At 53.0% G+C, this 22,768-nt stretch carries 25 protein-coding genes; 11 read left to right on the forward strand and 14 right to left on the reverse strand.

The window, feature by feature from the left end; genetic code table 11:
• Nucleotides 1-347: 347 nt before the first annotated feature.
• Entirely contained in the window at nucleotides 348-1,061 is a 714-nt protein-coding gene (locus tag GW591_RS21885) for a response regulator (protein ID WP_112152328.1), read from the reverse strand.
• Entirely contained in the window at nucleotides 1,054-2,706 is a 1,653-nt protein-coding gene (locus GW591_RS21890; RefSeq protein WP_166861368.1) for an ATP-binding protein, read from the reverse strand. The genes GW591_RS21885 and GW591_RS21890 overlap by 8 nt, the downstream gene beginning before the upstream one ends.
• A 319-nt stretch (nucleotides 2,707-3,025) precedes the next feature.
• Between GW591_RS21890 and GW591_RS21895 the strand changes: the two genes are divergently transcribed.
• Nucleotides 3,026-4,381, forward strand: a complete 1,356-nt coding sequence (locus tag GW591_RS21895; protein WP_013574091.1) for a 2-hydroxycarboxylate transporter family protein — start codon at nucleotides 3,026-3,028, stop codon at nucleotides 4,379-4,381.
• 194 nt (nucleotides 4,382-4,575) lie between these two features.
• On the forward strand, nucleotides 4,576-5,136 hold the full coding sequence (locus tag GW591_RS21900) for a C40 family peptidase (protein WP_013574092.1): 561 nt from the start codon (nucleotides 4,576-4,578) through the stop codon (nucleotides 5,134-5,136).
• Between the two features lie 47 nt (nucleotides 5,137-5,183).
• Here GW591_RS21900 and mgrA read toward each other — a convergent pair whose 3' ends face one another.
• The 6 genes from mgrA to GW591_RS21930 form a co-directional block, all read right to left on the reverse strand.
• Nucleotides 5,184-6,227 (reverse strand): L-glyceraldehyde 3-phosphate reductase, encoded by a 1,044-nt coding sequence (gene mgrA, locus GW591_RS21905; protein ID WP_013574093.1) that lies wholly within the window; start codon nucleotides 6,225-6,227, stop codon nucleotides 5,184-5,186.
• Between the two features lie 117 nt (nucleotides 6,228-6,344).
• Entirely contained in the window at nucleotides 6,345-7,328 is a 984-nt protein-coding gene (gene nrdF, locus GW591_RS21910; protein ID WP_013574094.1) for a class 1b ribonucleoside-diphosphate reductase subunit beta, read from the reverse strand.
• A gap of 21 nt (nucleotides 7,329-7,349) precedes the next feature.
• Nucleotides 7,350-9,512 (reverse strand): class 1b ribonucleoside-diphosphate reductase subunit alpha, encoded by a 2,163-nt coding sequence (nrdE, locus tag GW591_RS21915; protein ID WP_119261268.1) that lies wholly within the window; start codon nucleotides 9,510-9,512, stop codon nucleotides 7,350-7,352.
• On the reverse strand, nucleotides 9,494-9,898 hold the full coding sequence (gene nrdI / locus GW591_RS21920; RefSeq protein WP_013574096.1) for a class Ib ribonucleoside-diphosphate reductase assembly flavoprotein NrdI: 405 nt from the start codon (nucleotides 9,896-9,898) through the stop codon (nucleotides 9,494-9,496). Before nrdI ends, nrdE begins: the two co-directional genes overlap by 19 nt.
• Nucleotides 9,899-9,908: 10 nt before the next feature.
• Nucleotides 9,909-10,148, reverse strand: a complete 240-nt coding sequence (gene nrdH / locus GW591_RS21925) for a glutaredoxin-like protein NrdH (protein ID WP_013574097.1) — start codon at nucleotides 10,146-10,148, stop codon at nucleotides 9,909-9,911.
• 256 nt (nucleotides 10,149-10,404) lie between these two features.
• Nucleotides 10,405-10,836, reverse strand: a complete 432-nt coding sequence (locus GW591_RS21930; protein WP_013574098.1) for a carboxymuconolactone decarboxylase family protein — start codon at nucleotides 10,834-10,836, stop codon at nucleotides 10,405-10,407.
• Nucleotides 10,837-10,959: 123 nt separating this feature from the next.
• On the opposite strand from GW591_RS21930, the gene pdxR reads away from it, so the two are divergent.
• Together pdxR and GW591_RS24260 are read left to right on the forward strand one after the other, a co-directional pair.
• Nucleotides 10,960-12,411: a MocR-like pyridoxine biosynthesis transcription factor PdxR gene (gene pdxR, locus GW591_RS21935; RefSeq protein WP_131638645.1), complete on the forward strand. Its 1,452-nt coding sequence runs from the start codon at nucleotides 10,960-10,962 to the stop codon at nucleotides 12,409-12,411.
• A complete protein-coding gene (locus GW591_RS24260) occupies nucleotides 12,395-12,568 on the forward strand; it encodes a hypothetical protein (RefSeq protein WP_015689408.1) in 174 nt (57 codons plus the stop codon). The genes pdxR and GW591_RS24260 overlap by 17 nt, the downstream gene beginning before the upstream one ends.
• Before the next feature lie 237 nt (nucleotides 12,569-12,805).
• Here the strand turns inward: GW591_RS24260 and GW591_RS21945 are convergent, their stop codons facing one another.
• The gene (locus GW591_RS21945; RefSeq protein ID WP_013574100.1) at nucleotides 12,806-13,111 is read right to left on the reverse strand and encodes a DUF883 family protein; all 306 of its coding nucleotides are present in this window, start codon (nucleotides 13,109-13,111) and stop codon (nucleotides 12,806-12,808) included.
• 272 nt (nucleotides 13,112-13,383) lie between these two features.
• Between GW591_RS21945 and GW591_RS21950 the strand changes: the two genes are divergently transcribed.
• Both GW591_RS21950 and GW591_RS21955 read left to right on the forward strand, forming a co-directional pair.
• Entirely contained in the window at nucleotides 13,384-14,580 is a 1,197-nt protein-coding gene (locus GW591_RS21950) for an MFS transporter (protein WP_013574101.1), read from the forward strand.
• Nucleotides 14,581-14,706: 126 nt separating this feature from the next.
• Entirely contained in the window at nucleotides 14,707-15,042 is a 336-nt protein-coding gene (locus GW591_RS21955) for a DUF2002 family protein (protein WP_013574102.1), read from the forward strand.
• Between the two features lie 64 nt (nucleotides 15,043-15,106).
• Here the strand turns inward: GW591_RS21955 and GW591_RS21960 are convergent, their stop codons facing one another.
• From GW591_RS21960 to pfkB, 3 genes are all read right to left on the reverse strand, one after another.
• Complete coding sequence (locus GW591_RS21960; protein WP_166861370.1) at nucleotides 15,107-15,994, reverse strand: AraC family transcriptional regulator; 888 nt, start codon at nucleotides 15,992-15,994, stop codon at nucleotides 15,107-15,109.
• Nucleotides 15,995-16,120: 126 nt separating this feature from the next.
• Entirely contained in the window at nucleotides 16,121-16,561 is a 441-nt protein-coding gene (locus tag GW591_RS21965; RefSeq protein WP_013574104.1) for a DUF1198 domain-containing protein, read from the reverse strand.
• A 159-nt stretch (nucleotides 16,562-16,720) separates the two neighbouring features.
• Nucleotides 16,721-17,665: a 6-phosphofructokinase II gene (pfkB, locus tag GW591_RS21970; RefSeq protein ID WP_112152335.1), complete on the reverse strand. Its 945-nt coding sequence runs from the start codon at nucleotides 17,663-17,665 to the stop codon at nucleotides 16,721-16,723.
• 183 nt (nucleotides 17,666-17,848) lie between these two features.
• Here pfkB and GW591_RS21975 point away from each other — a divergent pair, with 183 nt between their 5' ends.
• On the forward strand, nucleotides 17,849-18,379 hold the full coding sequence (locus GW591_RS21975; RefSeq protein ID WP_013574106.1) for a class IV adenylate cyclase: 531 nt from the start codon (nucleotides 17,849-17,851) through the stop codon (nucleotides 18,377-18,379).
• A gap of 48 nt (nucleotides 18,380-18,427) precedes the next feature.
• Here GW591_RS21975 and ygfZ read toward each other — a convergent pair whose 3' ends face one another.
• A complete protein-coding gene (gene ygfZ / locus GW591_RS21980) occupies nucleotides 18,428-19,420 on the reverse strand; it encodes a tRNA-modifying protein YgfZ (protein ID WP_166861372.1) in 993 nt (330 codons plus the stop codon).
• Nucleotides 19,421-19,698: 278 nt separating this feature from the next.
• Between ygfZ and sdhE the strand changes: the two genes are divergently transcribed.
• Both sdhE and GW591_RS21990 read left to right on the forward strand, forming a co-directional pair.
• Nucleotides 19,699-19,965 carry an FAD assembly factor SdhE gene (sdhE, locus tag GW591_RS21985; RefSeq protein WP_037035260.1) on the forward strand — a complete coding sequence of 89 codons (267 nt, stop codon included), beginning with the start codon at nucleotides 19,699-19,701 and terminating at the stop codon, nucleotides 19,963-19,965.
• Nucleotides 19,946-20,398: a protein YgfX gene (locus GW591_RS21990; RefSeq protein WP_112198031.1), complete on the forward strand. Its 453-nt coding sequence runs from the start codon at nucleotides 19,946-19,948 to the stop codon at nucleotides 20,396-20,398. The genes sdhE and GW591_RS21990 overlap by 20 nt, the downstream gene beginning before the upstream one ends.
• Nucleotides 20,399-20,443: 45 nt before the next feature.
• Here GW591_RS21990 and fldB read toward each other — a convergent pair whose 3' ends face one another.
• A complete protein-coding gene (gene fldB / locus GW591_RS21995; RefSeq protein ID WP_013574110.1) occupies nucleotides 20,444-20,962 on the reverse strand; it encodes a flavodoxin FldB in 519 nt (172 codons plus the stop codon).
• 99 nt (nucleotides 20,963-21,061) lie between these two features.
• On the opposite strand from fldB, the gene xerD reads away from it, so the two are divergent.
• Both xerD and dsbC read left to right on the forward strand, forming a co-directional pair.
• Complete coding sequence (gene xerD, locus GW591_RS22000) at nucleotides 21,062-22,021, forward strand: site-specific tyrosine recombinase XerD (protein ID WP_013574111.1); 960 nt, start codon at nucleotides 21,062-21,064, stop codon at nucleotides 22,019-22,021.
• Nucleotides 22,022-22,046: 25 nt separating this feature from the next.
• Entirely contained in the window at nucleotides 22,047-22,766 is a 720-nt protein-coding gene (gene dsbC, locus GW591_RS22005; RefSeq protein WP_013574112.1) for a bifunctional protein-disulfide isomerase/oxidoreductase DsbC, read from the forward strand.
• Nucleotides 22,767-22,768 lie beyond the last annotated feature (2 nt).

Below are 22,768 nucleotides of genomic sequence, written 5' to 3' on the forward strand. Positions count from 1 at the left end.
TCCCGCCAGAGCACTTTGGGTTTTTGCCTAATTTCACGACGGATGCTTTCGCTAAAAATATAAGTAATTTATTGATTTTGTGGGATTTGTTGTCTTTTTTATTTGTGTGATTTTAGAACGGAGTTATTGAGGTATTTCCCTGAAGTTAATGCGTTTTATGAGGAGGGGATTTGCAAGGGTAAATAGAGATTTGAGCTTTGCGTGAAAGCCGTGAATTTACCGCTTGTCTGAAAGATGACTACGTAATGAAATAATCACCTGAACAGGCGGGGTATGCGGGAAATTCGCCGGTGATGACACCGGCAGGGAGGGGGAAGTTCTTCACGCAAAACGGCCGGAATTCGGCCTCAGGATACGGATTTTTCTTCGTCTGCTATTTTGCGATACAGACGTCTCGGATGACCGATATTTCCGTACTGCATCTCGACGCCGATAAAGCCAATTTCCACGCAATATTCCAGATAGCGGCGACCGGTCGTTTTGCTGATCCCAACCTCTTCAACCACCTGTTCCACCGACCAGCTGACGTCGGGTTTCGCCGTGAAAACCCGCTGAACCAGTTCGAGCGTATTCGGCTCGATGCCTTTGGCAGAAGGGGCTGCCGGTGTATCGCTGGCGGGCAGATTGAACAACTTATCCAGGGCCCGCTGATCGACCACTTTCACATTACGCAGCGTTTGCACCAGTTGCATAAAGCGCTCGAGTGAACTGCGCAGACGATGGAACGACACCGGCTTGATGATGTAATCGAACGCGCCGCTGCGCATGGCCTGGCTACAGGTTTGCATATCGCTGGCAGCGGTAATGAAAATCACCGAGCAATCGAAGCTTTTCAGCAACGGGCTGTCGATCAGATCGACACCCTGACCATCCGGCAAATAGTTATCGAGTAAGATCAGACGCGGCTGATGCAGGCGCAGCAGAGAACGCGTCTGCTCCAGTGTGGCCGCAATGCCGACGACGCGCAGGTTGAAATTTTGCTCGATAAAATCACGGTGCAGACCGGCCAGATGCGGCTCATCTTCCACAATCACGACATCGAGTGCGCTGCTGTTATTCATGGTTCTGTCCTGTTAACGCTTGTGCCGGATACGGGATAAAGACTGAAAATATTGTACCTTGCGGCGTGTTGTCTGAGATTTCGATGCTGCCACCCGCCTGACGGACATAACCGGCCACCAGATACAGGCCGATACCGTGTTCTGCACCCGTGGCGTCCTGCCCGCTGGAGGGCTTGCTGGTGACGCCTTGTTCAAACAGGTGCGGCTTGAGTGCATCTTCCACGCCGCTGCCCTGATCGGCGACTTCAATCAGCAGTTCCCGGTTCCGGTCGGAAATATACAATTCGACCGGTGCCGGGGGCGTCAGTGCTTTCAGTGTGGCGTCCACGGCGTTATCCAGCAAATTACCAATCACTGACATCAGTTCGGTTTCACTGATGGCTGCCGGTATGCGGGTGAGCTGACAGGCGGGATCGAAACTCAGCTCGACACCTTTTTCGCGTGCACTGACGTATTTCCCCAGCAGCAGGCCACAAAGTGCTGGCGAGGTAAAGCGTGCTGAGACGAAATCCAGCACGGCCTGCGCGCCTTCCGACTGTGCCTGAATATAGCGCATTGCATCGTCGTAACGCTGCATTTGCAGCAAGCCCGCCAGCGTCGCAGTCCAGTTCAGTTGTTCATGGCGCATAATGCGAAGGTTATCGGCGTAGCGCTTCACCTGACTCAGCTGGCTGCTCAGCGTATTAATGTCATTTTTATCGCGGAAACTGAATACCCAGCCACTTTCTGCACCGGGTTCAAGTTCGATGGGTACGCGGTTGACGATCACCTGTCTCTGATTGAGTACCGTAATCTGATCATGCTGACTGTTGTTTTCACTGACACCACGTTGCGTAAAGAACGTGGGCGGCGTCTGAAGCACCTCCGCCAGCGGTTTACCCAGTAGCTCGTTTTCGGGCTGGCGGATATCCAGTAACTCGCGTGCGGCCCGGTTAATTGAAATCAGTTGCCTTTCGGCGTTGATCGCAAATACGCCCTCATACATGGCTTCCAGCAACGCTTTTTGCTGGCGGACCAGCAGGGCAATATCTTTGGGTTCCAGCCAGAACATCTGTTTTTTAACGTTGCGGGTGAACATCCATGAAAAAATAAACAGCAGTAATAAAAGCAGTAAACCGTATAAACCGGCCTGCGCCAGACGGCGGCCATTAATATTATCGATGTAAGAGGTGAGATAACCGACCGAGACAATGCCGATCACCTGATTACTGGCATCCAGAATCGGCGCTTTGCTGCGCAATGAAACGCCGATGCCGCCCTGACGTACGGAAATAATGGTTTTACCGGCCAGCACACCGGCGTTATCACCGCCAATCATCGGCAGGTCTATGCGCTCCGGGGATTCGGAATGATAAAGATGCAGCTCGCGGGTATCGCCGATAACGATATAACTGGCGTCACTTTTATCGCGTAATGGCTGGATTAGTTTCGCGATGCCGGGGATATCGCGGGCCTGCACCTTTTGCGCCAGCCCCGGCATCAGAGCGATCTCGCTGGCCTGAACCCGTGCACGCTGGCCCAGATCATGATGTAACTGACGGTCAATAATATGAAATAAAATTGCCCCCAGCAATGCCAGCAACACGCAGGAAAATACCACCAGAGATAAAAAGAGTTTTACCTGAAAAGGTAACCTGAATTTCATACGACCTGCTGCACGGCGAACCTGAGATATACATTCAATAAGCCTATCACGGCGAAATGTGAGTCGTAATCGCAGAGAAGCGGAGTTGTGAACAGAAGATTAAAATAATGATTATTTCACACAGTAATAACAGGGTTAATAGCGGGATTTACTACTAATCTTATAATCCTTATAAATCAGGGTGCATTAACACCATAAACACCATAACAACCTTTATCCCTGCGGTTTTAATTTGAACAACCTCACACCCGGCTGACCGCCTGTTTTCATATGCTCAGACCATCAATAAGAAAAGTCTTCAGAAGAAAGAGGCAATGTCATGAGCACAACCGACGATTCCTACATCGCTGTCAAAGAAACGAAAACCTCCGGCCTCTCGGCCAGACAAAAATGGTGGCACATTCTTGATCACTACAAGATAGGCATTATCCCGCTGCCCTTTTTCCTGCTGGCGGGCGTGCTGATCCTGCTCGATTGCCTGAATGGCAAGTTGCCGAGTGACATCGTGGTGATGGTCGCCACGCTGGCCTTCTTCGGTTTTGCCTGTGGCGAGTTGGGTAAACGCTTACCTGTGGTGGGTAAACTGGGGGCCGCGGCGATTTGTGCCACTTTTATTCCTTCGGCGATGGTGCATTACGGCCTGCTGCCGGATGTTGTTGTTGATTCCACGGTCAAATTCTATAAATCCACCAATATTCTCTACCTTTATATCTGCTGCATTATTGTCGGCAGCATCATGAGCATGAACCGTCAGGTGCTGATCCAGGGCTTTATGCGTATTTTCGTACCGATGCTGTGCGGCGAAGTGGTCGGCATGATTGCCGGTATGGCGATGGGCACTGTTTTAGGTTTACCGCCAATGCAAACCTTCTTCTTCCTGATCCTGCCGATCATGGCTGGCGGTGTCGGGGAAGGTGCGATCCCGCTGTCGATGGGTTACGCGACCATCCTGCATATGGAGCAGGGCGTGGCGCTTGGGCGCATTCTGCCGATTGTTATGCTCGGTGGCCTGACGGCCATTGTGCTGGCGGGCGTGCTGAACCAGCTCGGTAAACGTTATCCGCATCTTACCGGCGAAGGCCAACTGATGCCGTCGAAAAAAGGCCAGATGGGCAGTGGCACCGATGAATTTGAGGGCAATCCGGGCGTCAACGCGCTGGCCTGTGGTGCGCTGCTGGCCATCCTGCTGTACATGGTCGGGATGCTCGGCCAGAAATGGATCGGCCTGCCAGCGCCGGTCGGCATGCTGTTTGCGGCGGTGCTGGTGAAACTGGCGAACGGCGTTTCGCCGACTATTCAGCACGGCTCGATGACGGTGTATAAATTCTTCCGCACTGCCGTGACCTATCCGGTGTTGTTCGCGGTGGGTGTCGCGATCACGCCCTGGCAGGAACTGATCAACGCTTTCACCCTTCAGAACCTGCTGGTGATTGTGACCACGGTGCTGGCGCTGGTCGGCACCGGTTTTTATGTGGGTAAGAAAATTGGCATGCACCCTATCGATGTGGCGATTGTTTCCTGCTGCCAGAGCGGGCAGGGCGGCACGGGCGACGTGGCGATTCTGACCTCCGGCAACCGCATGACGCTGATGCCTTTCGCGCAAATCGCTACCCGTATCGGGGGAGCTATCAACGTTTCTGTCGGCCTGTTTGTTCTGGCGAAGTTCTTCTCATAACACCTTCACCCACCCCTTCAGCCTAAGGGGTGGGTTTTCCTGAGAAAAAATCCCCAGTCCAATTTTGGACTCAATTCAACCTGCTTATTTATTGTCCGGCGGTTATTATTTGCGCACTCAGAGACGAGTCACCCGCCCCGTGAGCAGGTTCCCACGTAAGGAAGAGCACTATTTTTTGACGAAAGAATCCACGCATGTTCCGTATTAAATCGCTTGTTTCTGCCTTACTGCTGCTCGTTACCGGTTTGTTTAGCATCCACTCCTTTGCTTTTGATATGCCTAAAGAATTTGAGTCGATGGACACCTACAAATTTTTCCATAGCGAACTTTTTAATGGAAAAGGGTCCACCGTGACTGCGGTCAATACGGGCAACTCAGACAATATTAAAAGCGCCCTGCTGGCGGAATATCCGCGCTGGAAGGGGACGCATTACCGCTGGGGGGGCACCACCCACAAAGGCGTGGACTGCTCGTCGCTGATGCAGCATCTGTTTAATGATTCCCTGCAAACACGCCTGCCAAGAACCACCTTTCAGCAAATCAGGAACGGCAGAAAAGTGAGTAAAAATAATCTGAAACCGGGAGATTTAGTGTTTTTCAAAACGTCGCCGGGCGATCGTCATGTCGGCGTGTATGTCGGGGATCATCAGTTCATTCATGCCTCGAAAATTGAAGGCGTCACTATTTCATCACTGGATAATCAGTATTGGGTTGATCATTACGAAACCGCACGTCGTTTAGAACTGATGAGCTAAAAAAAAGGCGGATCCTTTCAGGAGATCCGCCCGTTTGTTTTGGATGGTTATTTATCTGACGAAGCCTGCCAAAGATTCAACTGACCATCCGCCACATGCTTATCAATCGCTGTCAGTTCTTCAGCGGTGAAGCGCAGATTATCCAGCGCTTTCACGTTTTCATCCAGTTGCTCAGGGCGGCTGGCACCAATCAGCACCGACGTCACGCGATCGTCTTTCAGCAGCCAGCTCAGCGCCATCTGCGCCATGGTCTGTCCGCGCTGCTGCGCCATCTCATTGAGCAACCGCAGGCTGTTCAGGTTATCTTCTGACAGCATTTGGGCGTTCAGCCCGCGCACCTTATTCCCTTCCACCTGCATGCGCGAGCCGTCAGGGATGCCGTTGAGATACTTGCCGGTCAGCAACCCCTGCGCCAGCGGCGTAAAGGCGATGCAACCTGCGCCATTTTGGTCCAGCGTATCCAGCAAACCACTCTTATCCACCCAGCGGTTCAGCAGATTGTATGACGGCTGATGGATCAGCAGCGGTACTTTCAGCTCACGCAGTAACTCCGCCATGATCTGGGTACGTTCCGGCGAGTAAGAGGAGATCCCGACATACAATGCCTTACCGCTTTGCACCGCATAAGCCAGCGCCGCTGCGGTTTCTTCCATCGGCGTTTCTTCATCCACCCGGTGCGAATAGAAGATATCGACGTAATCCAGCCCCATGCGTTGCAGGCTCTGATCGAGGCTGGCCAGCAGATATTTGCGCGAGCCGCCGGAACCGTACGGTCCTGGCCACATGTCGTAACCGGCTTTGGTGGAGATGATCAGTTCATCGCGATATGGCGCGAAATCCTGCTTCAGCAAACGGCCAAAATTTTCTTCCGCAGAGCCCGGAGGCGGGCCGTAGTTATTCGCCAGATCAAAATGGGTGATGCCTAAATCGAAGGCTTTTTGCAGCAATGCACGCTGGGATTCCAGCGGACTGACATGGCCGAAGCTGTGCCACAGGCCAAGAGAAAGGGCAGGGAGTTGTAAACCGCTCTGACCGCAACGGCGGAATTGCATGGTTTCGTAACGGGAGGATGAGGCTTGATAGGGCGTCATGATGTTTCCTTTTTCTGATCGCGTAGGGTTTTGAAACACTGTTTCTATACTAACGCTGAGAAAAATAACGGCAACATCCGTTTTCCTCCTTCCCCTCTCACGAGGGGAAGGAGCTGTTTAGAAATCCCAGTCCTCGTCTTCGGTGTTGACGGCTTTGCCGATCACATACGACGAACCGGATCCGGAGAAGAAGTCATGGTTTTCGTCGGCGTTTGGCGATAATGCGGAGAGGATCGCCGGATTCACATCCGCCATGCTGGCCGGGAACAGGGCTTCGTAGCCGAGATTCATCAGCGCTTTGTTGGCGTTGTAATGCAGGAATTTCTTCACGTCTTCGCTCCAGCCTACACCGTCGTACAGTTCTTCGGTGTAGCGGATCTCGTTATCGTACAAATCCTGAATCAGATCAAACGCCTGCTCCTTGATCTGACGCTGACGCTCTTCGCTTTCCAGCGCCAGCGCTTTCTGGAATTTATAGCCGATGTAGTAACCGTGAACCGCTTCATCGCGGATGATCAGACGGATCAGATCGGCGGTGTTGGTCAGCTTGGCGCGGCTCGACCAGTACATCGGCAGATAGAAACCGGAATAGAACAGGAACGATTCGAGGAACACGCTGGCGACTTTCTTCATCAGCGGGTCTTCGCCGTCGTAATACGACAAAATGATTGCGGCTTTGTTTTGCAGCGCGACGTTTTCCTCGCTCCAGCGGTAGGCTTCATCCACGTCCACGGTGGCGCACAGCGTCGAGAAAATCGAACTGTAAGAACGCGCATGCACCGCTTCCATAAAGCAGATATTCGAGTAAACCGCTTCTTCGTGCGGTGTCACCGCGTCCTTCATTAGCGTCGGTGCGCCGACCACGTTTTGCACGGTATCCAGCAGCGTCAGGCCAGTAAACACGCGGATCGTCAGCTGTTTCTCTTTTGCGCTGAGCGTCGCCCAGGACGGAATATCGTTCGACAACGGCACCTTTTCCGGCAACCAGAAGTTCGACGTCAGGCGGTTCCACACTTCCAGATCTTTATCGTCCTGGATTTTGTTCCAGTTAATGGCTTTGCTGACCGGCTGTGGCACTAACAATTGTTTTACTGCGCTCATCTTTTAAATCCTTTCAGTCGGTTACAGCGTGCAGGAAACGCAGCCCTGAACTTCGGTGCCTTCCAGCGCCATCTGGCGCAGACGGATGTAATAAATGGTTTTGATGCCTTTGCGCCAGGCGTAAATCTGCGCTTTATTGATGTCGCGCGTGGTGGCGGTATCGCGGAAAAACAGCGTCAGCGACAGCCCCTGATCGACGTGCTGCGTGGCTTCGGCGTAGGTATCAATAATTTTTTCCGGGCCGATTTCATAGGCATCCTGGTAGTAATCCAGATTGTCGTTGGTCATAAACGCCGCCGGATAATACACACGGCCAATTTTGCCCTCTTTGCGGATTTCTACGCGGGACACAATCGGATGAATACTCGACGTCGAATTATTGATGTAGGAAATAGAACCGGTGGGCGGCACCGCCTGTAAATTCTGGTTATACAGGCCATGCTGCATCACGGAGGCTTTCAGCGCCGCCCAGTCTGCGGTGGTCGGAATGGCAATACCGGCATCTGCAAACAGTTCGCGCACGCGCTCTGTTTTCGGCTGCCATTTCGCCGCCAGTGCGTCATCGACATATTTGTCGAAATACGCGCCGCTGGCGTAAGTGGAATCGCTGAAGCCTTTAAACGACTGCTGGCGCTCGATGGCGATCTGGTTCGATGCGCGGATCGCGTGGAAAGCCACGGTGCAGAAATAGATATTGGTGAAATCCAGACCTTCTTCCGAACCGTAGTAAATACGCTCGCGGCACAGGTAACCGTGCAAATTCATCTGGCCGAGGCCGATGGCGTGCGAATCCTGATTACCCTGATCAATAGATGGCACTGAGCGGATGTGGCTCATGTCAGACACCGCCGTCAGCGCACGAACCGCCATTTCGACAGTATTGCCGAAATCCGGTGAATCCATCGCCGAAGCGATATTCAGCGAACCGAGGTTACAGGAAATGTCTTTGCCAGTTTCCTGATAAGACAGGTCTTCGCCGTAGATCGTCGGCGAATTCACCTGCAAAATCTCCGAACACAGGTTGCTCATATTGATGCGACCTTTGATCGGATTGGCGCGGTTAACCGTGTCTTCAAACATCATGTACGGGTAGCCGGATTCGAACTGAATTTCCGCCAGCACCTGGAAGAATTCACGCGCGTTGATTTTGCTTTTATGAATGCGCTTGTCATTCACCATCTCGCGATACTTCTCGCTGATGCTGATTTCAGACATCGGCACGCCGTACACTTTCTCCACGTGATACGGCGAGAACAGGTACATATCTTCATTATTCTTCGCCAGTTCGAACGTGATATCCGGAATAACCACACCCAGAGACAGCGTTTTAATCCGGATTTTTTCGTCGGCGTTTTCGCGCTTAGTATCGAGGAAACGCAGAATATCCGGGTGATGGGCGTTCAGATAGACCGCCCCCGCGCCCTGGCGCGCACCGAGCTGGTTGGCGTAAGAGAAGGCATCTTCCAGCATCTTCATGATCGGAATAACGCCGGAAGACTGATTTTCGATGCGCTTAATCGGCGCGCCCACTTCACGAATGTTGGTCAGCATAAACGCCACACCGCCGCCGCGTTTGGAAAGCTGCAGCGCCGAGTTGACCGAGCGCCCGATGGATTCCATGTTGTCTTCAATGCGCAGCAGGAAGCACGACACCAGCTCACCGCGCTGTTTTTTGCCGCAGTTGAGGAACGTCGGCGTGGCAGGCTGGAAACGGCCGGAAATGATCTCATCAACAAAATGCCCGGCGAGCTGAATGTCGCCGCGCGCCAGCGTCAATGCCACCATGCACACGCGATCTTCATAACGTTCAAGGTAGCGTTTGCCGTCGAAGGTTTTCAGCGTGTAGCTGGTGTAATACTTGAACGCGCCCAGAAACGTCTGGAAGCGGAATTTTTTGGCGTAAGCCTGTTTGAATAACGCTTTAATATCGTCAAACGCGTACTGATCCAGCACGGCGGCTTCGTAATAGCCTTCTTCCACCAGATAACGCAGTTTCTCCGCCAGATTGTGGAAAAACACCGTGTTCTGATTAACGTGTTGCAGGAAGTATTGGCGCGCGGCCAGGCGGTCTTTATCAAACTGGATCTGGCCGTTAGCGTCGAACAGATTCAGCATCGCGTTAAGCGCGTGATAGTCCGGGCCGCGGGTGCCGGGGTCGGTGATTGCTAGTTCTGTCGCTGCCAAAATTCTGTTACTCCCTGTCTGACCTTTGCAACGTCTTCCGGCGTTCCCAGCAACTCAAAACGGTACAGGTAAGGCACCTGACACTTTTGGGAAATAATATCGCCGGCAATACAATACGCTGCGCCGAAGTTGGTGTTTCCGGCAGCGATAACGCCGCGGATGAGTGAACGGTTATGTTCGTCGTTCAGAAAACGGATCACTTGTGTCGGCACCGCGCCTTTGGCCGAACCGCCGCCGTAGCTCGGCACCACCAGAATATACGGTAAGTCCACACGCAATTTTTCAGGCTGACGATCTACCGGGATACGGATCGCCGGCAATCCTGTTCTGCCGACGAAACGATGGGTGTTTTCTGAACTGCTGGAAAAATAGACCAACGGATTCATCCGCCAGCCCTCAGAACGCGTTCTGGAGCTGGCGCAGGGCGCTGATTTTGTCCGGACGGAAACCAGACCAGTGATCGTCACCGGCCACAATCACCGGAACCTGCTGATAGCCCATCGCACGAACCTGGCCGAGCGCCTGCTCATCCTGAGTCAAATCCACAACTTCGTAAGCGATGCCTTGTTTATCTAATGCACGGTAGGTCGCGTTGCACTGGACACAGTCTGGTTTACTGTAAATAATAATGCTCATGATTCGTATTTCCATCTTGTAAGAAATCAGAGACAATTTTTGCCTTACCGCTGTGCGGCTGCTTCAGCCGGGGAAAGGCGCGAGAGTCGGTGCCATCGTGGCGTCCCGATGAACTGAATACTAGATGTAGTGATTTGGATTTTCAACCACACAATATGTAGATTTTCTAAATTTGCTTATTGCAAAAGCGGCAAAGCCCGCAGGAAGCGGGCTGGCGAGGAAAAACTTTTTTTAGTTCAATTTTTAAGCGGTCAAATTACTGGCGCATACCCACCGCGAGGCGGTTAAACGCATTCATCAGACCGATGGCGAAGGTCAGTTCCGAGATTTCCACGTCGCTGAATTGCGCTTTCAGCGGCTCAAAGGCGTTGTCCGGTGCGCCGGTAGCGGCAACGAATGTCAGTGATTCGGCCCACGCCAGCGCGGCACGTTCACGCTCAGAATACACGTGGCTGACCTGCCAGCCCGCCAGCTGATCCAGTTTGGTCTGCGCGACTTCCATTTTACGCAACGCTTTGGAATGCATATCCAGGCAATAGGCGCAGCCGTTAATTTGTGACACACGCAGGAACGCCAGCTCGATAATCACGTTATCCAGCGGACCGTTTTCCAGTGCGCCGAGCGCGGCTTTCATCGGTTCCATCACCGAAGAAGACAGGGAATAGTAAGGCAGGCGAAGTGCAGTCATGATGATTTCCTCTGGGCGTTTCGGGCTAAACAGCGACGCAGGGTGCGTCTCAATGACCGCTACTTTACGCTGCGTATGGTCTATACTACAGGGCCATAAAATGTCTCTTTAAGCAGGTCATGAATGAACCGCTTCGACCTTGCCTTTCATCTCGATCCCCGACACAAAGCACCGCTTTACCGGCAGATTTATCAGCGGGTGAAACAGGCGATCATGGCAGGACAGCTTAAACGCGGCAGCCGTGTGCCGTCGGTGCGGGCGCTGGCCAGCGAACTCGGCGTGGCACGCGCCACGGTTGAAAATGCCTATGGCTTGCTGATGGCAGAAGGCTTTCTGCAAAGCCGCGGACAGGCCGGAACGGTAGTCAGCGCGCCGGAAAGTTTATCCGCCCCTGCACCCTCGCCGGTCAGAGAAGATGCCGGGCGTAAACCCGTCAACCCGATGTTACCTTCCGTTTCTTCCCTGCCTTTCCAGCTCGGGCTTCCGGCACTGGATGCGTTCCCGCGTGCGATCTGGTCGCGCATTGTTTCACGGCAAATTCGTCACACCAGCATGAATGATTTAGGCCATCCGCCGCTGGCAGGGACGGACGTTTTACGCCACGCCGTCGCCCGTTATCTGCAACTTTCCCGCGGATTTACCTGCCGTCCTGAACAGATATTTATTTGCGGCGGCTATGCGCCGGTGCTGGATTTGATCATCGGCAGCCTGCTGCAACCGGGCGACGGCGTCTGGCTGGAAGACCCGGGTTATCCGGTCACGCAGGCATTTTTCCGTGCCGCCGGTGCCACGCCGATGGCGGTGAATGTTGATGATGAAGGCATGAATGTTCCGCAGGCGGTGGCGCAGTTTGCGAACGCACGATTTGCCGTGGTGACGCCCGCTCATCAAAGTCCGACCGGTGTGACCATGAGTTTAGCGCGGCGTATGGCCTTGCTGGATTGGGCAGCGCAGCAACAGGCGTGGATTATCGAAGATGATTACGACAGCGAGTTCCGCTATCACGGCCAGCCTTTGCCTTCGCTGAAAAGCCTCGATACGCAGGGAAGGGTGATTTACGCGGGAACATTCAGCAAAGTGATGTTTCCGGCGCTTCGCTGTGGATATGTCGTGGTGCCGGACAGCCTGGTGGAAAAAATCGAAGCGTATTGCCCGCTGCGAATTTGCGGAACGCCGCCTCTGGTGCAAAGCAGTATCGCGGAATTTATCGAGCAGGGGCATTTCTACCGGCATCTGAAACGGATGCGTCAGCTTTATGCTGAGCGGCGCGGCTATCTGGAAAAGGCGCTGACGGCGGCGTTTCCGGCGGACATATTACGTGTGAGCCAGCAGGTCGGCGGGATCCAGCTTTGCACCACACTGAATGCCGCACTGGACGATGCGCTGATCGCCACAAATGCCCGTGAACAGGGGCTGGCAGTGCAGGCGCTGTCCGACTGGCAGGTTGAGCGCCACGTGAGGGGCGAGGCTTTACGTCCGAATGGCCTGCTGATGGGATTTGTGAATATCAGTTCGCAGCAACAGGCGGACGGGCTGGTGCAGCGGCTGGCGGCAGTGCTTGAAAACAGCCGCTGATCAGTGCGGCATCCGCCGCTATCAGCAGGTACTGGAGCTGGAAAACGGCTCGGATGATGGCGATGAATATGACTATTCTCCGGCGCGCGATGAGTGGCTGCTCACGTCCGGCAACCTGGTGGCCGGGGTCAGCTATCAGCATCAGCCGTGGCGATGAAACGCAGGCATCTTCTCAACATAAAAAAGGTGACCTGGGGACGTTTAAATCCTGTCAGTCAAAGAGTTTTCGCGTTCATTTTTAACGTTAAAGGGATCCAAAAATAGAAAACGGAGCCCGAAGGCTCCGTCGTCTTTTTTTAGCAATCGCGCGGCAATGAGGGAGCCACACGGATGTTTCAGGTTTTTAAGCCATATTCCCGACACAGGAGTGAAACATCACAAATTGCCTTTTACGTTAGCGGCGTCCCAAAAGAACACCGATAACAATACCGATTGCGGCACCGGCACCGACGCCATACCACGGATTATCTTTCACATAATCATTGGCAGTGGCCGCCGCATCGCGTGCCTGCTGACTTAATTTTTCGCTGTTGAAACGCGCACGGGTTTCACGCAATACACCCTGTGCTTTGCTGCGGATTTTATCCAATTCATCCTTGGATTTATCACCTGCAGACTGAAGCACTTCATCCAGCGTGTCCGCCAGCAGGGTTACGTCCTGATCGATATTTTTTTCTACTTTATCTGTTCTCTTAAACATTCCGTCTCTCCTTGTGTGACTGTTGTATTAAGCATAGACCATAATGTTGTACCGGATGGTTCTTTAAGGACAAATGTCTATGATTTCGGACCTTTTCAGGCCATGGCACTGTGTCAGAAGTCAGGCGGGACGAGGGCTGGCGTGATGCGGCTCAGATTTCTCTGCAAAACAAAATCCGCGTTACAGCCGATAACATTTTTAGCCCGTTTTGAAGGCCAAACCTGTTTATACTGTTTATTCCACTCTCAGTGATCTCATTTTCGGGTCCGCCCATGTCTTTAAGTACATTGCGTTCTAACGCTCTGCTCAACAAACGCATTTTGTCGTTCATGCTGTTCACTTTCGTTGTTTATCTGACCATTGGTTTGCCGCTCGCGGTGTTGCCGGGCTTTGTGCATAACACGCTGGGATATAACTCGGTGCTGGCGGGGCTGGTGATCAGTGTTCAGTATTTCTCGACGCTCATCAGCCGGCCGCACGCCGGGCGATATGCCGATCTCCTTGGCCCGAAACGGGTGGTCATTTTTGGCCTTATTTGCTGCGGGATCAGCGGTATTTTTTACGCGATGGCGTTTTGGTTTTCGGCGTTTCCGCTGGCGAGTCTGCTGATGCTCTGTGTTGGCCGCATCTTTCTGGGTGTCGGTGAAAGCTTCGGCAGCACCGGAACTACGCTGTGGGGAATTGGTGCGGTAGGCGCGAAACATACCGCACGCGTGATTTCCTGGAATGGTGTGGCGACTTACGGCGCAATGGCCGTCGGTGCGCCGCTCGGCGTGTTACTCAACCATGCTTACGGGCTGATGGGGGTGGCGGTACTGATTATCGTCGCTGCCGCGTTTGCCGCCATACTGGCCAGCATGAAAGCCGCGATTTCCGTCACCGCCGGTAAGCGGATTGCATTCAAAGCGGTGGTCGGGCGCATCTGGCTGTATGGCCTCGGGCTGGGATTCGGCACCATCGGGTTCGGCGTTATCGCCACCTTTATTACCCTTTACTACGCTGATAAAGGCTGGAGCGGGGCGGCATTCACGCTCACCTTATTCAGCCTCGGATTTGTCGGCGCGCGCCTCGTCTTCGGCAACATGATTAACCGGTTCGGCGGCCTGCGGGTCTCACTGGTGTCCTTTGTGTTTGAAGTCGCAGGGTTACTGATGATCTGGCTGGGACACGATCCGTTGTCGGTGCAACTGGGCGCCTTTCTTACCGGTTCCGGCTTCTCGCTGATTTTCCCTGCGCTGGGTGTGGAAGCGGTAAAACAGGTACCGCCACAAAATCAGGGCACGGCGCTGGGGCTATATTCCGCCTTTCTGGATCTGGGGCTCGGTATTACCGGACCAGTAGCCGGGCTGATTATTTCGCATTTTGGGACGCCGTCTATTTATCTTGCGGCGGCATTTATGGTGGTGATTGCCTGGCTGCTGACCCTCAGATTATGGGTAAATACTTCGCGGCAATCTCCTGCTGATTAACCCTTCAAATTTCAGGGTTAAGGCATTTAGATAAATCCTAAATACGCCGAAATCGGGGATAAACGCATTGTCTGGCAGAGTTATTGCGGTAAGGTCGCCTTGCGGTTAAAGAAGCGAGGAGCAACCATGTATTTACGGCCAGATGAAGTGGCACGTGTTTTAGAAACCTCAGGGTTTGAACGTGATTTTATTGATGATAAAGCTTACGGTTACCGCCGGGGCGAGCATTATGTGTATGTAAACCGGGAAGCGCGGTTTGGCCGGACTGCCCTGGTAATACACCCGGCGCTGAAAGAGCGCAGTGAGCGTTTTGCTGAACCCACAGCATCGTTTCGCAGCAGTGAAGCCTACAAGAATTTCCCGCTGGATGTCTCCAGCGACAATGAAACTTACTATGGCATTTGCCATGGTTTCAGTTCACGCCAGATCCTGGCGAGCTATCTGGACAACGTGTTCAGATAATCCGGCGACGGAACAGAAACAGACAGCGCTGATTTCACCAGCGCTGTTTCCTCAGGTTTTTATCTCATTTCAGCGGCAACAAAATATCGGTTTGCTGCGCATGCTCCGGTAATTCCTGATCAAGATGCAGGTAGCGGAAATAAACCGGAAAATCCCGTAATTCCTCTCCGCTGTGCGGCAACCATTCGCGATAAAGATAATAAACACTGTCACTTATCCGGTCATACGCTCCGACGTGTCGAACCACCGCGCAACGTCCACCCGGCAGCGTTTTGCCGATCACTCCCTGCGGATTTTCCGGCACGGTGCCATTAGCCTGCGGGTTAAGTTCGCCGCAGACATCGAAGCGGAATTCCTCGCCCGGCGTGACCAGCGGATCGTTATACGGAATACCGTAAGTGCCGCGCTGTGTGTAATCCGAAAGCCCGGAAGCTTTGCGCCATTCGATAAACGTTGCGACCGTATTGCTCACCCGCATCGGATCCCCGAGATGTTCCAGCACCGCGACCTGCATGGGTTCCACTTCAATGATTTTGACTTCCATATTTTCCAGCCTCTGCTGATTTTCCCTGCCGGGAAATTGAAAATGCACATGCCAGTCGACCCAGACAGGATTTTTGCGAAACCCGCTGGGGCTCAGGCCAAAAGTGTTCCTGAAGGCACGGGAAAACGACTCCGGATTTTCAAATCCGGCATCCAGCGCGATACCAATCACCTTCTCGTGCGGGTTTTGTACCAGCCGGAACGAGGCGCGTTTCAGGCGCATCAGCGTGATGTAGCGGCTGACGCTGACCCCACAGAACTGGCTGAACTGCCGGTGAAAGTGAAAACGTGAGAAACAGGCGACTTCACTTAGTTGCTCCACGGTCATCGGACTGTCCAGATGCTGTTCTATATAGGTAAATACCTGCTGAAAACGTCGCTGATAAAGCTGGCTTTTGTCGTGATTCATTTCCTCTCCTTCATGGCGTTTACTTTGCCCGCCGTATGAGGGGTTGTCCTGACTGAGATTGCTTTTTCAATGCAGCAGAAAAGAAAATGGCCCGGATAAGGGCCATTTCTGAGGCGAACCGGAACGTTAAACCAGATGGATTTGGTTATAGGTTTCGTTGTAGTCGCGGCGAAACTGCGCCAGCTCGAAGGGTTCGATATCCAGTTCGGCAAAATAGAACAGCGCCAGCTCGGCGTGTTCGCTGCTTAACTGTGGCGGCAGATGCGCGCGCACTAAAATGTTTCGCCAGCGGACGATATTCTCTTCCGAGGGATCTTTAATAAACGTCTGATAAATAAAAACAACATAAGCAGCTTTGCGGATTTCTTCAGCATAGCCACCGCTGATTGAGCGGATAAACATCTGGCTCTGACGTTTACCCATTTCCAGCAACATGGAATCGATATAAACCGGCTTTATTTTCAACAGACTGGCGAGAGAATCATTCGCTTTACGGGTATCTGCTGTCATAAACCAATAACCCACAATAAAAACCACAACAATTGCAGCAAGCATAATCCATATCATTCTGGACTCTGGCCTCCGGCCTTTTCTGGCGTGATGTGAAAGGTGCATGCAACACCCGATGCTGCGAGTTTATCTGCTAATCAGGGTAAATACGTGAAGGAGTGACAAAGAATTTTCGCTTCGTGAAGGTGCTGAGCCTTCACGAAGCGGGGTTTGGCCCTAATGAGCCGGTGTTTGCTGGCACAGATACTGATAAATTTGCTGAGTATCTTTATCCGAGCACAGACGCGTACCGATATTGAGTGTTGCCGCGCTACCGGCGGCCACGCCAAAGCGAACCATGTCGAGTAAATCAGCCCCTTCGGCCAGTTTGAGGGTCATCGCGCCGACCATGCTGTCACCTGCGCCAACGGTACTCATTTTTTTCACCGGCGGCGGGACAACCTGGAATGAGCTGTTCGCGTCCACGGCCAGCGCACCCTGCGGCCCCAGTGAAACGACCACGCGTTCAGCACCACCGTCACGGATAATTTGCTGAGCTGCAGCCAGAACATCCCCCGGATTTTCCAGAGAATGCCCGACCAGCGCGGCCAGTTCATTCTGGTTCGGTTTGACCAGCGCCAGCCCGCCGAGCTTCAGGCCTGCGGCCAGTGCATCACCCGAACTGTCAAGAATGCAGCGTAAACCGGCTTTCTGCGCTTTCCTGATTAACTCTGTCAGTGCCGTAATGTGCGTGCCCGGTGGCAAACTGCCGCTGATGACCAGTATTGAGCCGGCTGGGATCTTTTCGATTTTCGCGCTAAGGCCCGCAAATTCAGCCTCCGTAAGTCGCGCGCCCGGCATCACGAAACGATACTGTTCGCCGGTATTTTCGGTGTGAACGTGCAGGTTCTGGCGGGTCCAGTCCTGGGTTTCCAGTGTGTCTGTGGTGATCCCCTCGTCGCGCAGCAACTGAACCAGATGTGCACCTGTCGGGCCTCCCGTCGGAAATAATGCGGTAGCCTGGCCGCCCAGATAAACAATGGCACGCGCTACATTAATACCGCCGCCGCCGGGTTCGAACACGGGGGCCGTACAACGCAATTTACCTTCCGGGTAAATCTTAGGGGTGAGAGTGGCACTGTCGAGCGAAGGTGCCAGTGTGAGTGTGACTATTTTGGTCATTATCGTTCCCTCAATTTTCCAAAAACTGAATTCAGGTTAGCATCCTGACCTGTTTTTGCAGCACCTGATTGGCGATTTAACGCGCGAGATCAAACTCCCTTGCGGTTCAACATAATGTCACTGTAAGGTCACTCCATGTTCATTGAATCAGTATAAAAAGCATGAACTTTTAAGGAGTGAAAGATGGCCAGAAACATTGAGATCAAAGCCAGAGTAGATGATTTCTCTGCGCTGTATGAAAAAATCGCGCTGCTTTCCGATGGATTGCCGGACATCATTGAGCAGGACGACACTTTTTTCGTGTGTCCGCACGGACGCCTGAAATTGCGCACATTAGCGCCTGATCGCGGCGAGCTGATTTTCTATCAGCGTCCTGACAAGGCGGGACCGAAAACCAGCTTCTACACACTTTCAGAAACGCATGATCCTGACAGTCTGCGCGAAACTCTGACGCTGGCCTATGGCGCTGCCGGACGGGTCATCAAACAGAGGACTCTTTTTATGATCGGACAAACCCGTCTGCATCTCGACAGGGTAAAAGGGCTGGGCGATTATCTGGAATTCGAGGTTGTGCTTGCGGATGATGAAACGCCTGAGCAGGGCATTGTCATTGCAGAAGACTTACTGGAAAGGTTGGGGATTGACCGCCAGGAACTGGTGGATCAGGCGTATGTGGATTTGCTGAATGCGAAAGGCAAACACCTTCACGAGTAAATTTATAATCACCGCCTTCATATCAGGAAGGCGGCAATAGGTTGAAAGTTAATTCTTTTCTTCCAGCGAATACGGCAGCGGCTGAATGCTCAACTGGCTGGTCGCGTCATCGCGCACCCGCAGACTGGCATCGGCTTCCAGATCGTTATTCAGCACGGCCTGAACCCAAAGCGTGCCGTCGCTGAGCTGAACGGCTGCCAGAACGGTGCCGGTCCGGCGCCAGTTTTCACCCAGTTGCAGTTCGAGATCGTCCGCCGGGGCAGGCACTTTGCTCGCTTTGCCTGCCAGCCAGTACAATGCACGTTTGTTCGCACCGCGGTATTTTGCTCGCGCCACCATTTCCTGCCCGGCGTAGCAGCCTTTGGTAAAGCTGATGCCATCGAGCGCATGAATATTGGTGGCCTGCGGGATAAATTGCACGGCGTTGGCGGTATCAATCACCGGGAACCCGGCTTCGATATCCAGCGCCAGCCATTGCTGGCTGTCGTTGCGTTGTGCCTGTTCACCCAGTTCTTCCACCACCTGACGGGCTTTTTCCGGGCTGGTGACAATCAGATAACGTTCGGCTGGCAGGGAGAAATGCAGCAGTGTGGTTTCATCTTGTTGTACGACCTGCTGTTCAGCCGTTGGCAAGGTTGAAAAAAGCCCGGTCAGAGCAGCACTGGCCTGAAAACCTGCCACACCGAGTAACACCACATCATCATCGGCAGTGAACGTCACTTTAGAAAATACGGCGTACTTTTTGATTTCTGTAAGCTGTGTGTCACGCAAATTGCGGCGTTCAATAAACGCCATACCATCGCCACGCTTGAACAGGCGCAAATTACTCCACATTTTCCCTTTCGCATCACAGTGCGCACAGAGAATATGCTGATCGGCGGCCAGCGCATCGACATCCGCAGTGACCTGGCCTTGCAGGTATTTCACGGTGTCTGCGCCGGTCATGGTCACCAGTGCCCAGTCTTCCAGTGAAATCAATGTCAGCGGCAGGTGCGAAGACGCTGAAGGTTTTTGCGGTGGAAAGGGAAATTCGTTAGCCATTTTCTAATCCCGGTCAATGAAATGTGACTGATGCCCCATGGTAAAAGAGCCCATCCGCTTTGAAAACAGTTATTGGTGCCTTTTCCAGGACGCCTTCCAGAGAATGTAAGACAAACGACAGGTTTGCATCAGGTTTTCCAGCACATCACAGAGATTGACAAAACAGGGCACTGAAAAGTTACGCCCCTGCGCAACGGGCTGTTAGAATCGCTTTCTATATAAAAGAATTCTCATTCTGTATCCTAAAAAAGAGTCTTGTTATGGAAAGCAAAAACCAACTGGATATTAATAATCGTTCCCGCGTTCACTGGGCCTGCCGTCGTGGCATGCGCGAGCTGGATATCTCCATCATGCCGTTCTTCGAATATGAATATGATTCGCTGAGCGAGACCGATAAAGAAGTATTTGTCCGCTTGCTGACCTGTGATGATCCGGATCTGTTCAACTGGCTGATGAATCACGGCGAACCGAAAGACACCGAATTGCAGCGTATGGTCGCCCTTATTCAGACTCGAAACAAAGCCCGTGGCCCTGTGGCGATGTGATCTCAGGGTGTCCTGGCGCAGTCAGCTTATTTCACTGGGATGTTACGGTGCAGTGATGTTGCTGATTTTGCTGGCACCCTGGCCTGCGGGTTACTGGCCGGTATGGATGACGTTGCTTTTGCTGGTGTTGTTTGAATGCATCCGCAGCCAGCGGCGTATTACAGCACGCACAGGTGAAATGATCCTGCTCGAGGATGACCGTCTTTTATGGCGCGGCCATGAATGGCAGATTAAACAGCCGGTATGGATGATAAGCCACGGCGTACTGCTCTCGCTTCGTCGCGAAAAACGTAAAGGCGGGCTGGCGCAGGCGATGCGCAGTTCAAGGCAGCGGTTATGGCTGGCGTCGGACAGCATGAGTCTGGAAGAGTGGCGGCGGTTGCGACAGATATTGCTCAGTGGCACTCCGCGTAGCCCGGTAAAACCGGGCTGAGAGGGGCATGTCCATGGAAGGCTGACGCCGTGTTCTTATGCTGCGTTAAAGCAGGGCGTCCATTTCCAGCAGGATCTGTTCGCACCATTGTTGCAGGCGCTCTTCGGTGAGATCGAACTGGTTCACATCATCCAGAGCCAGCCCGACGAAATGCTTGCCGTCCGCACTCAGCGGTTTCGGGCTGGTAAACTCAAAGCCTTCTGTCGGCCAGAAACCAATGAAATGCACGCCAAGGGGAACCAGCTGATGATAAAGCATGCCGAGCGCGTCAAGGAACCATTCGCCGTAGCCGAGTTGGTCGCCCATGCCGTACATGGCGACGATTTTGCCGCGTAGTTTCAGCGTTGGGAGTTGATTCCAGACCGCTTCCCAGTCTTCCTGGATTTCGCCAAAATCCCATGTCGGGATGCCCAGGATCAGGATGTTGTAATCTTCCATTCTGTCGGGATCAACATCTTTTATGTTATGCAAATCAACCAGTTCTTCGCCCAAAATATCGCGGATTTTTTCCGCTGCCATTTCGGTATAACAGGTGCTGGAACCGTAGAAAAGTCCGATCTTCATACTTGCTGCCATAACGTTATCAGAATACGAATGGCAGCCAGTGTAGCAGATTTGGGCGCATGAAAGGCATAATGGCCGTCGTGAGTAAGAGGAGTCGGGATGCCAAAACAAGATAATGCGAATCCTCAGGATGTTACGCCTGAGCCGGTGACACCAGCGGTTAATGAGGCCGATCAGAGCCTGACTGAGCAGTTTCTGGATATGCTCTGGATCGAGCGCAATCTCGCGGAAAATACGCTGTCATCCTACCGTCAGGATCTGAAATCATTGCTGGGCTGGCTGCATCATAACAATACCGATCTCCTGCATGTCAGCGCCGAAGATTTACAGTTGTTCCTCTCCGAGCGCATTGAGGGCGGATACAAAGCCACCAGCTCAGCACGGTTGCTTAGCGCGATGCGTCGCCTCTTTCAGTACATGAACCGTGAGTCCGTGCGTCAGGATGACCCGACCGCGCTGTTGTCTTCGCCTAAATTACCGCAACGCCTGCCGAAAGATCTCAGTGAGGCGCAGGTAGACGCATTGCTGGCGTCACCGAGTGTCGATGTGCCTCTTGAACTGCGTGATAAAGCCATGCTGGAGCTGCTTTACGCCACCGGTTTGCGTGTTTCGGAACTGGTCGGGCTGACGCTCAGTGATCTGAGCCTGCGCCAGGGTGTGGTGCGGGTTATCGGTAAAGGCAACAAAGAACGGCTTGTGCCGATGGGCGAAGAAGCCGTGTACTGGATCGAAAATTATTTCGAACACGGCAGGCCGTGGCTGCTGAACGGACAATCGCTGGATGTCGTGTTCCCCAGCAACCGGGCGCAGCAAATGACACGCCAGACGTTCTGGCATCGCATCAAACACTATGCGATTCTTGCGGGCATTGATGCGGAGCGGTTGTCTCCCCACGTTCTGCGCCACGCTTTCGCCACCCACTTATTAAATCACGGTGCGGATCTGCGCGTCGTGCAAATGTTGTTAGGTCACAGTGACTTATCGACCACACAAATCTATACCCATGTAGCGACTGAACGACTCAAACTGCTACATCAACAACATCATCCCCGTGCATAACAGGCCGGAGAAAAAGGACGACATGATGAAAAAAGGTTTAATGCTGCTGACACTTCTGGCTGCGTGTATGAGCTCCGCGGTCCATGCTGATGAAGCAGCAATCAAAGCCACGCTGGGCAAACTGGGCATGAGCCATGCCGACATCCAGCCTTCGCCGGTAACCGGCCTGAGTGCGGTTTCTACCGACAGCGGCACCCTTTACATTACCGACGACGGCAAACACGTTTTGCAAGGCCCGCTGTATGACGTCAGCGGCAGCCATCCGGTTAACGTCACCAACAAAGCGCTGGTGAAGAAGATGGATGCGTTACAAAACGAGATGATCATTTATAAAGCCAAAAACGAAAAGCATGTGATCACGGTGTTTACCGATATCACCTGCGGCTATTGCCACAAGCTGCACCAGCAGATACAGGACTATAACGATCTTGGCATAACCATCCGTTATCTGGCCTTCCCGCGTCAGGGGCTGAATTCCAAAACCGAGAAAGACATGCAATCTATCTGGTGCACAGGCAACCGCAAAACCAACTTTGATGCGGCAATGCGCGGCGATGACATCACGCCGGCAACCTGTAAAACCAGTGATATTGCGAAGCAATTTGAGCTGGGCGTTCAGTTCGGCGTGACAGGCACTCCGGCCATCGTGCTGGCAGACGGAACTTTGATCCCTGGTTATCAGCCGCCGAAAGAAATGGCTGCCATGCTCGACCAGCAGGATCCTTCACATAAAACCGGTGGTTGATT

The sequence above is a fragment of the Rahnella aceris genome, from assembly GCF_011684115.1.
In the GTDB taxonomy this organism is placed as follows: domain Bacteria; phylum Pseudomonadota; class Gammaproteobacteria; order Enterobacterales; family Enterobacteriaceae; genus Rahnella; species Rahnella aceris.

Excerpts from the sequence above, each read along its gene's own strand:
- GW591_RS21890 (WP_166861368.1), bottom strand. The coding sequence starts at position 2,706 with ATGAAATTCAGGTTACCTTTTCAGGTAAAACTCTTTTTATCTCTGGTG.
- dsbC (WP_013574112.1), top strand. The coding sequence starts at position 22,047 with ATGAAAAAAGGTTTAATGCTGCTGACACTTCTGGCTGCGTGTATGAGC.
- GW591_RS21885 (WP_112152328.1), bottom strand. The coding sequence starts at position 1,061 with ATGAATAACAGCAGCGCACTCGATGTCGTGATTGTGGAAGATGAGCCG.
- xerD (WP_013574111.1), top strand. The coding sequence starts at position 21,062 with ATGCCAAAACAAGATAATGCGAATCCTCAGGATGTTACGCCTGAGCCG.
- GW591_RS21975 (WP_013574106.1), top strand. The coding sequence starts at position 17,849 with ATGGCCAGAAACATTGAGATCAAAGCCAGAGTAGATGATTTCTCTGCG.
- GW591_RS21955 (WP_013574102.1), top strand. The coding sequence starts at position 14,707 with ATGTATTTACGGCCAGATGAAGTGGCACGTGTTTTAGAAACCTCAGGG.
- GW591_RS21930 (WP_013574098.1), bottom strand. The coding sequence starts at position 10,836 with ATGACTGCACTTCGCCTGCCTTACTATTCCCTGTCTTCTTCGGTGATG.
- nrdF (WP_013574094.1), bottom strand. The coding sequence starts at position 7,328 with ATGAGCGCAGTAAAACAATTGTTAGTGCCACAGCCGGTCAGCAAAGCC.
- GW591_RS21900 (WP_013574092.1), top strand. The coding sequence starts at position 4,576 with ATGTTCCGTATTAAATCGCTTGTTTCTGCCTTACTGCTGCTCGTTACC.
- GW591_RS21965 (WP_013574104.1), bottom strand. The coding sequence starts at position 16,561 with ATGATATGGATTATGCTTGCTGCAATTGTTGTGGTTTTTATTGTGGGT.
- pfkB (WP_112152335.1), bottom strand. The coding sequence starts at position 17,665 with ATGACCAAAATAGTCACACTCACACTGGCACCTTCGCTCGACAGTGCC.
- GW591_RS21895 (WP_013574091.1), top strand. The coding sequence starts at position 3,026 with ATGAGCACAACCGACGATTCCTACATCGCTGTCAAAGAAACGAAAACC.
- nrdH (WP_013574097.1), bottom strand. The coding sequence starts at position 10,148 with ATGAGCATTATTATTTACAGTAAACCAGACTGTGTCCAGTGCAACGCG.
- GW591_RS21960 (WP_166861370.1), bottom strand. The coding sequence starts at position 15,994 with ATGAATCACGACAAAAGCCAGCTTTATCAGCGACGTTTTCAGCAGGTA.
- GW591_RS21945 (WP_013574100.1), bottom strand. The coding sequence starts at position 13,111 with ATGTTTAAGAGAACAGATAAAGTAGAAAAAAATATCGATCAGGACGTA.
- mgrA (WP_013574093.1), bottom strand. The coding sequence starts at position 6,227 with ATGACGCCCTATCAAGCCTCATCCTCCCGTTACGAAACCATGCAATTC.
- ygfZ (WP_166861372.1), bottom strand. The coding sequence starts at position 19,420 with ATGGCTAACGAATTTCCCTTTCCACCGCAAAAACCTTCAGCGTCTTCG.
- nrdI (WP_013574096.1), bottom strand. The coding sequence starts at position 9,898 with ATGAATCCGTTGGTCTATTTTTCCAGCAGTTCAGAAAACACCCATCGT.
- fldB (WP_013574110.1), bottom strand. The coding sequence starts at position 20,962 with ATGAAGATCGGACTTTTCTACGGTTCCAGCACCTGTTATACCGAAATG.
- GW591_RS21950 (WP_013574101.1), top strand. The coding sequence starts at position 13,384 with ATGTCTTTAAGTACATTGCGTTCTAACGCTCTGCTCAACAAACGCATT.
- pdxR (WP_131638645.1), top strand. The coding sequence starts at position 10,960 with ATGAACCGCTTCGACCTTGCCTTTCATCTCGATCCCCGACACAAAGCA.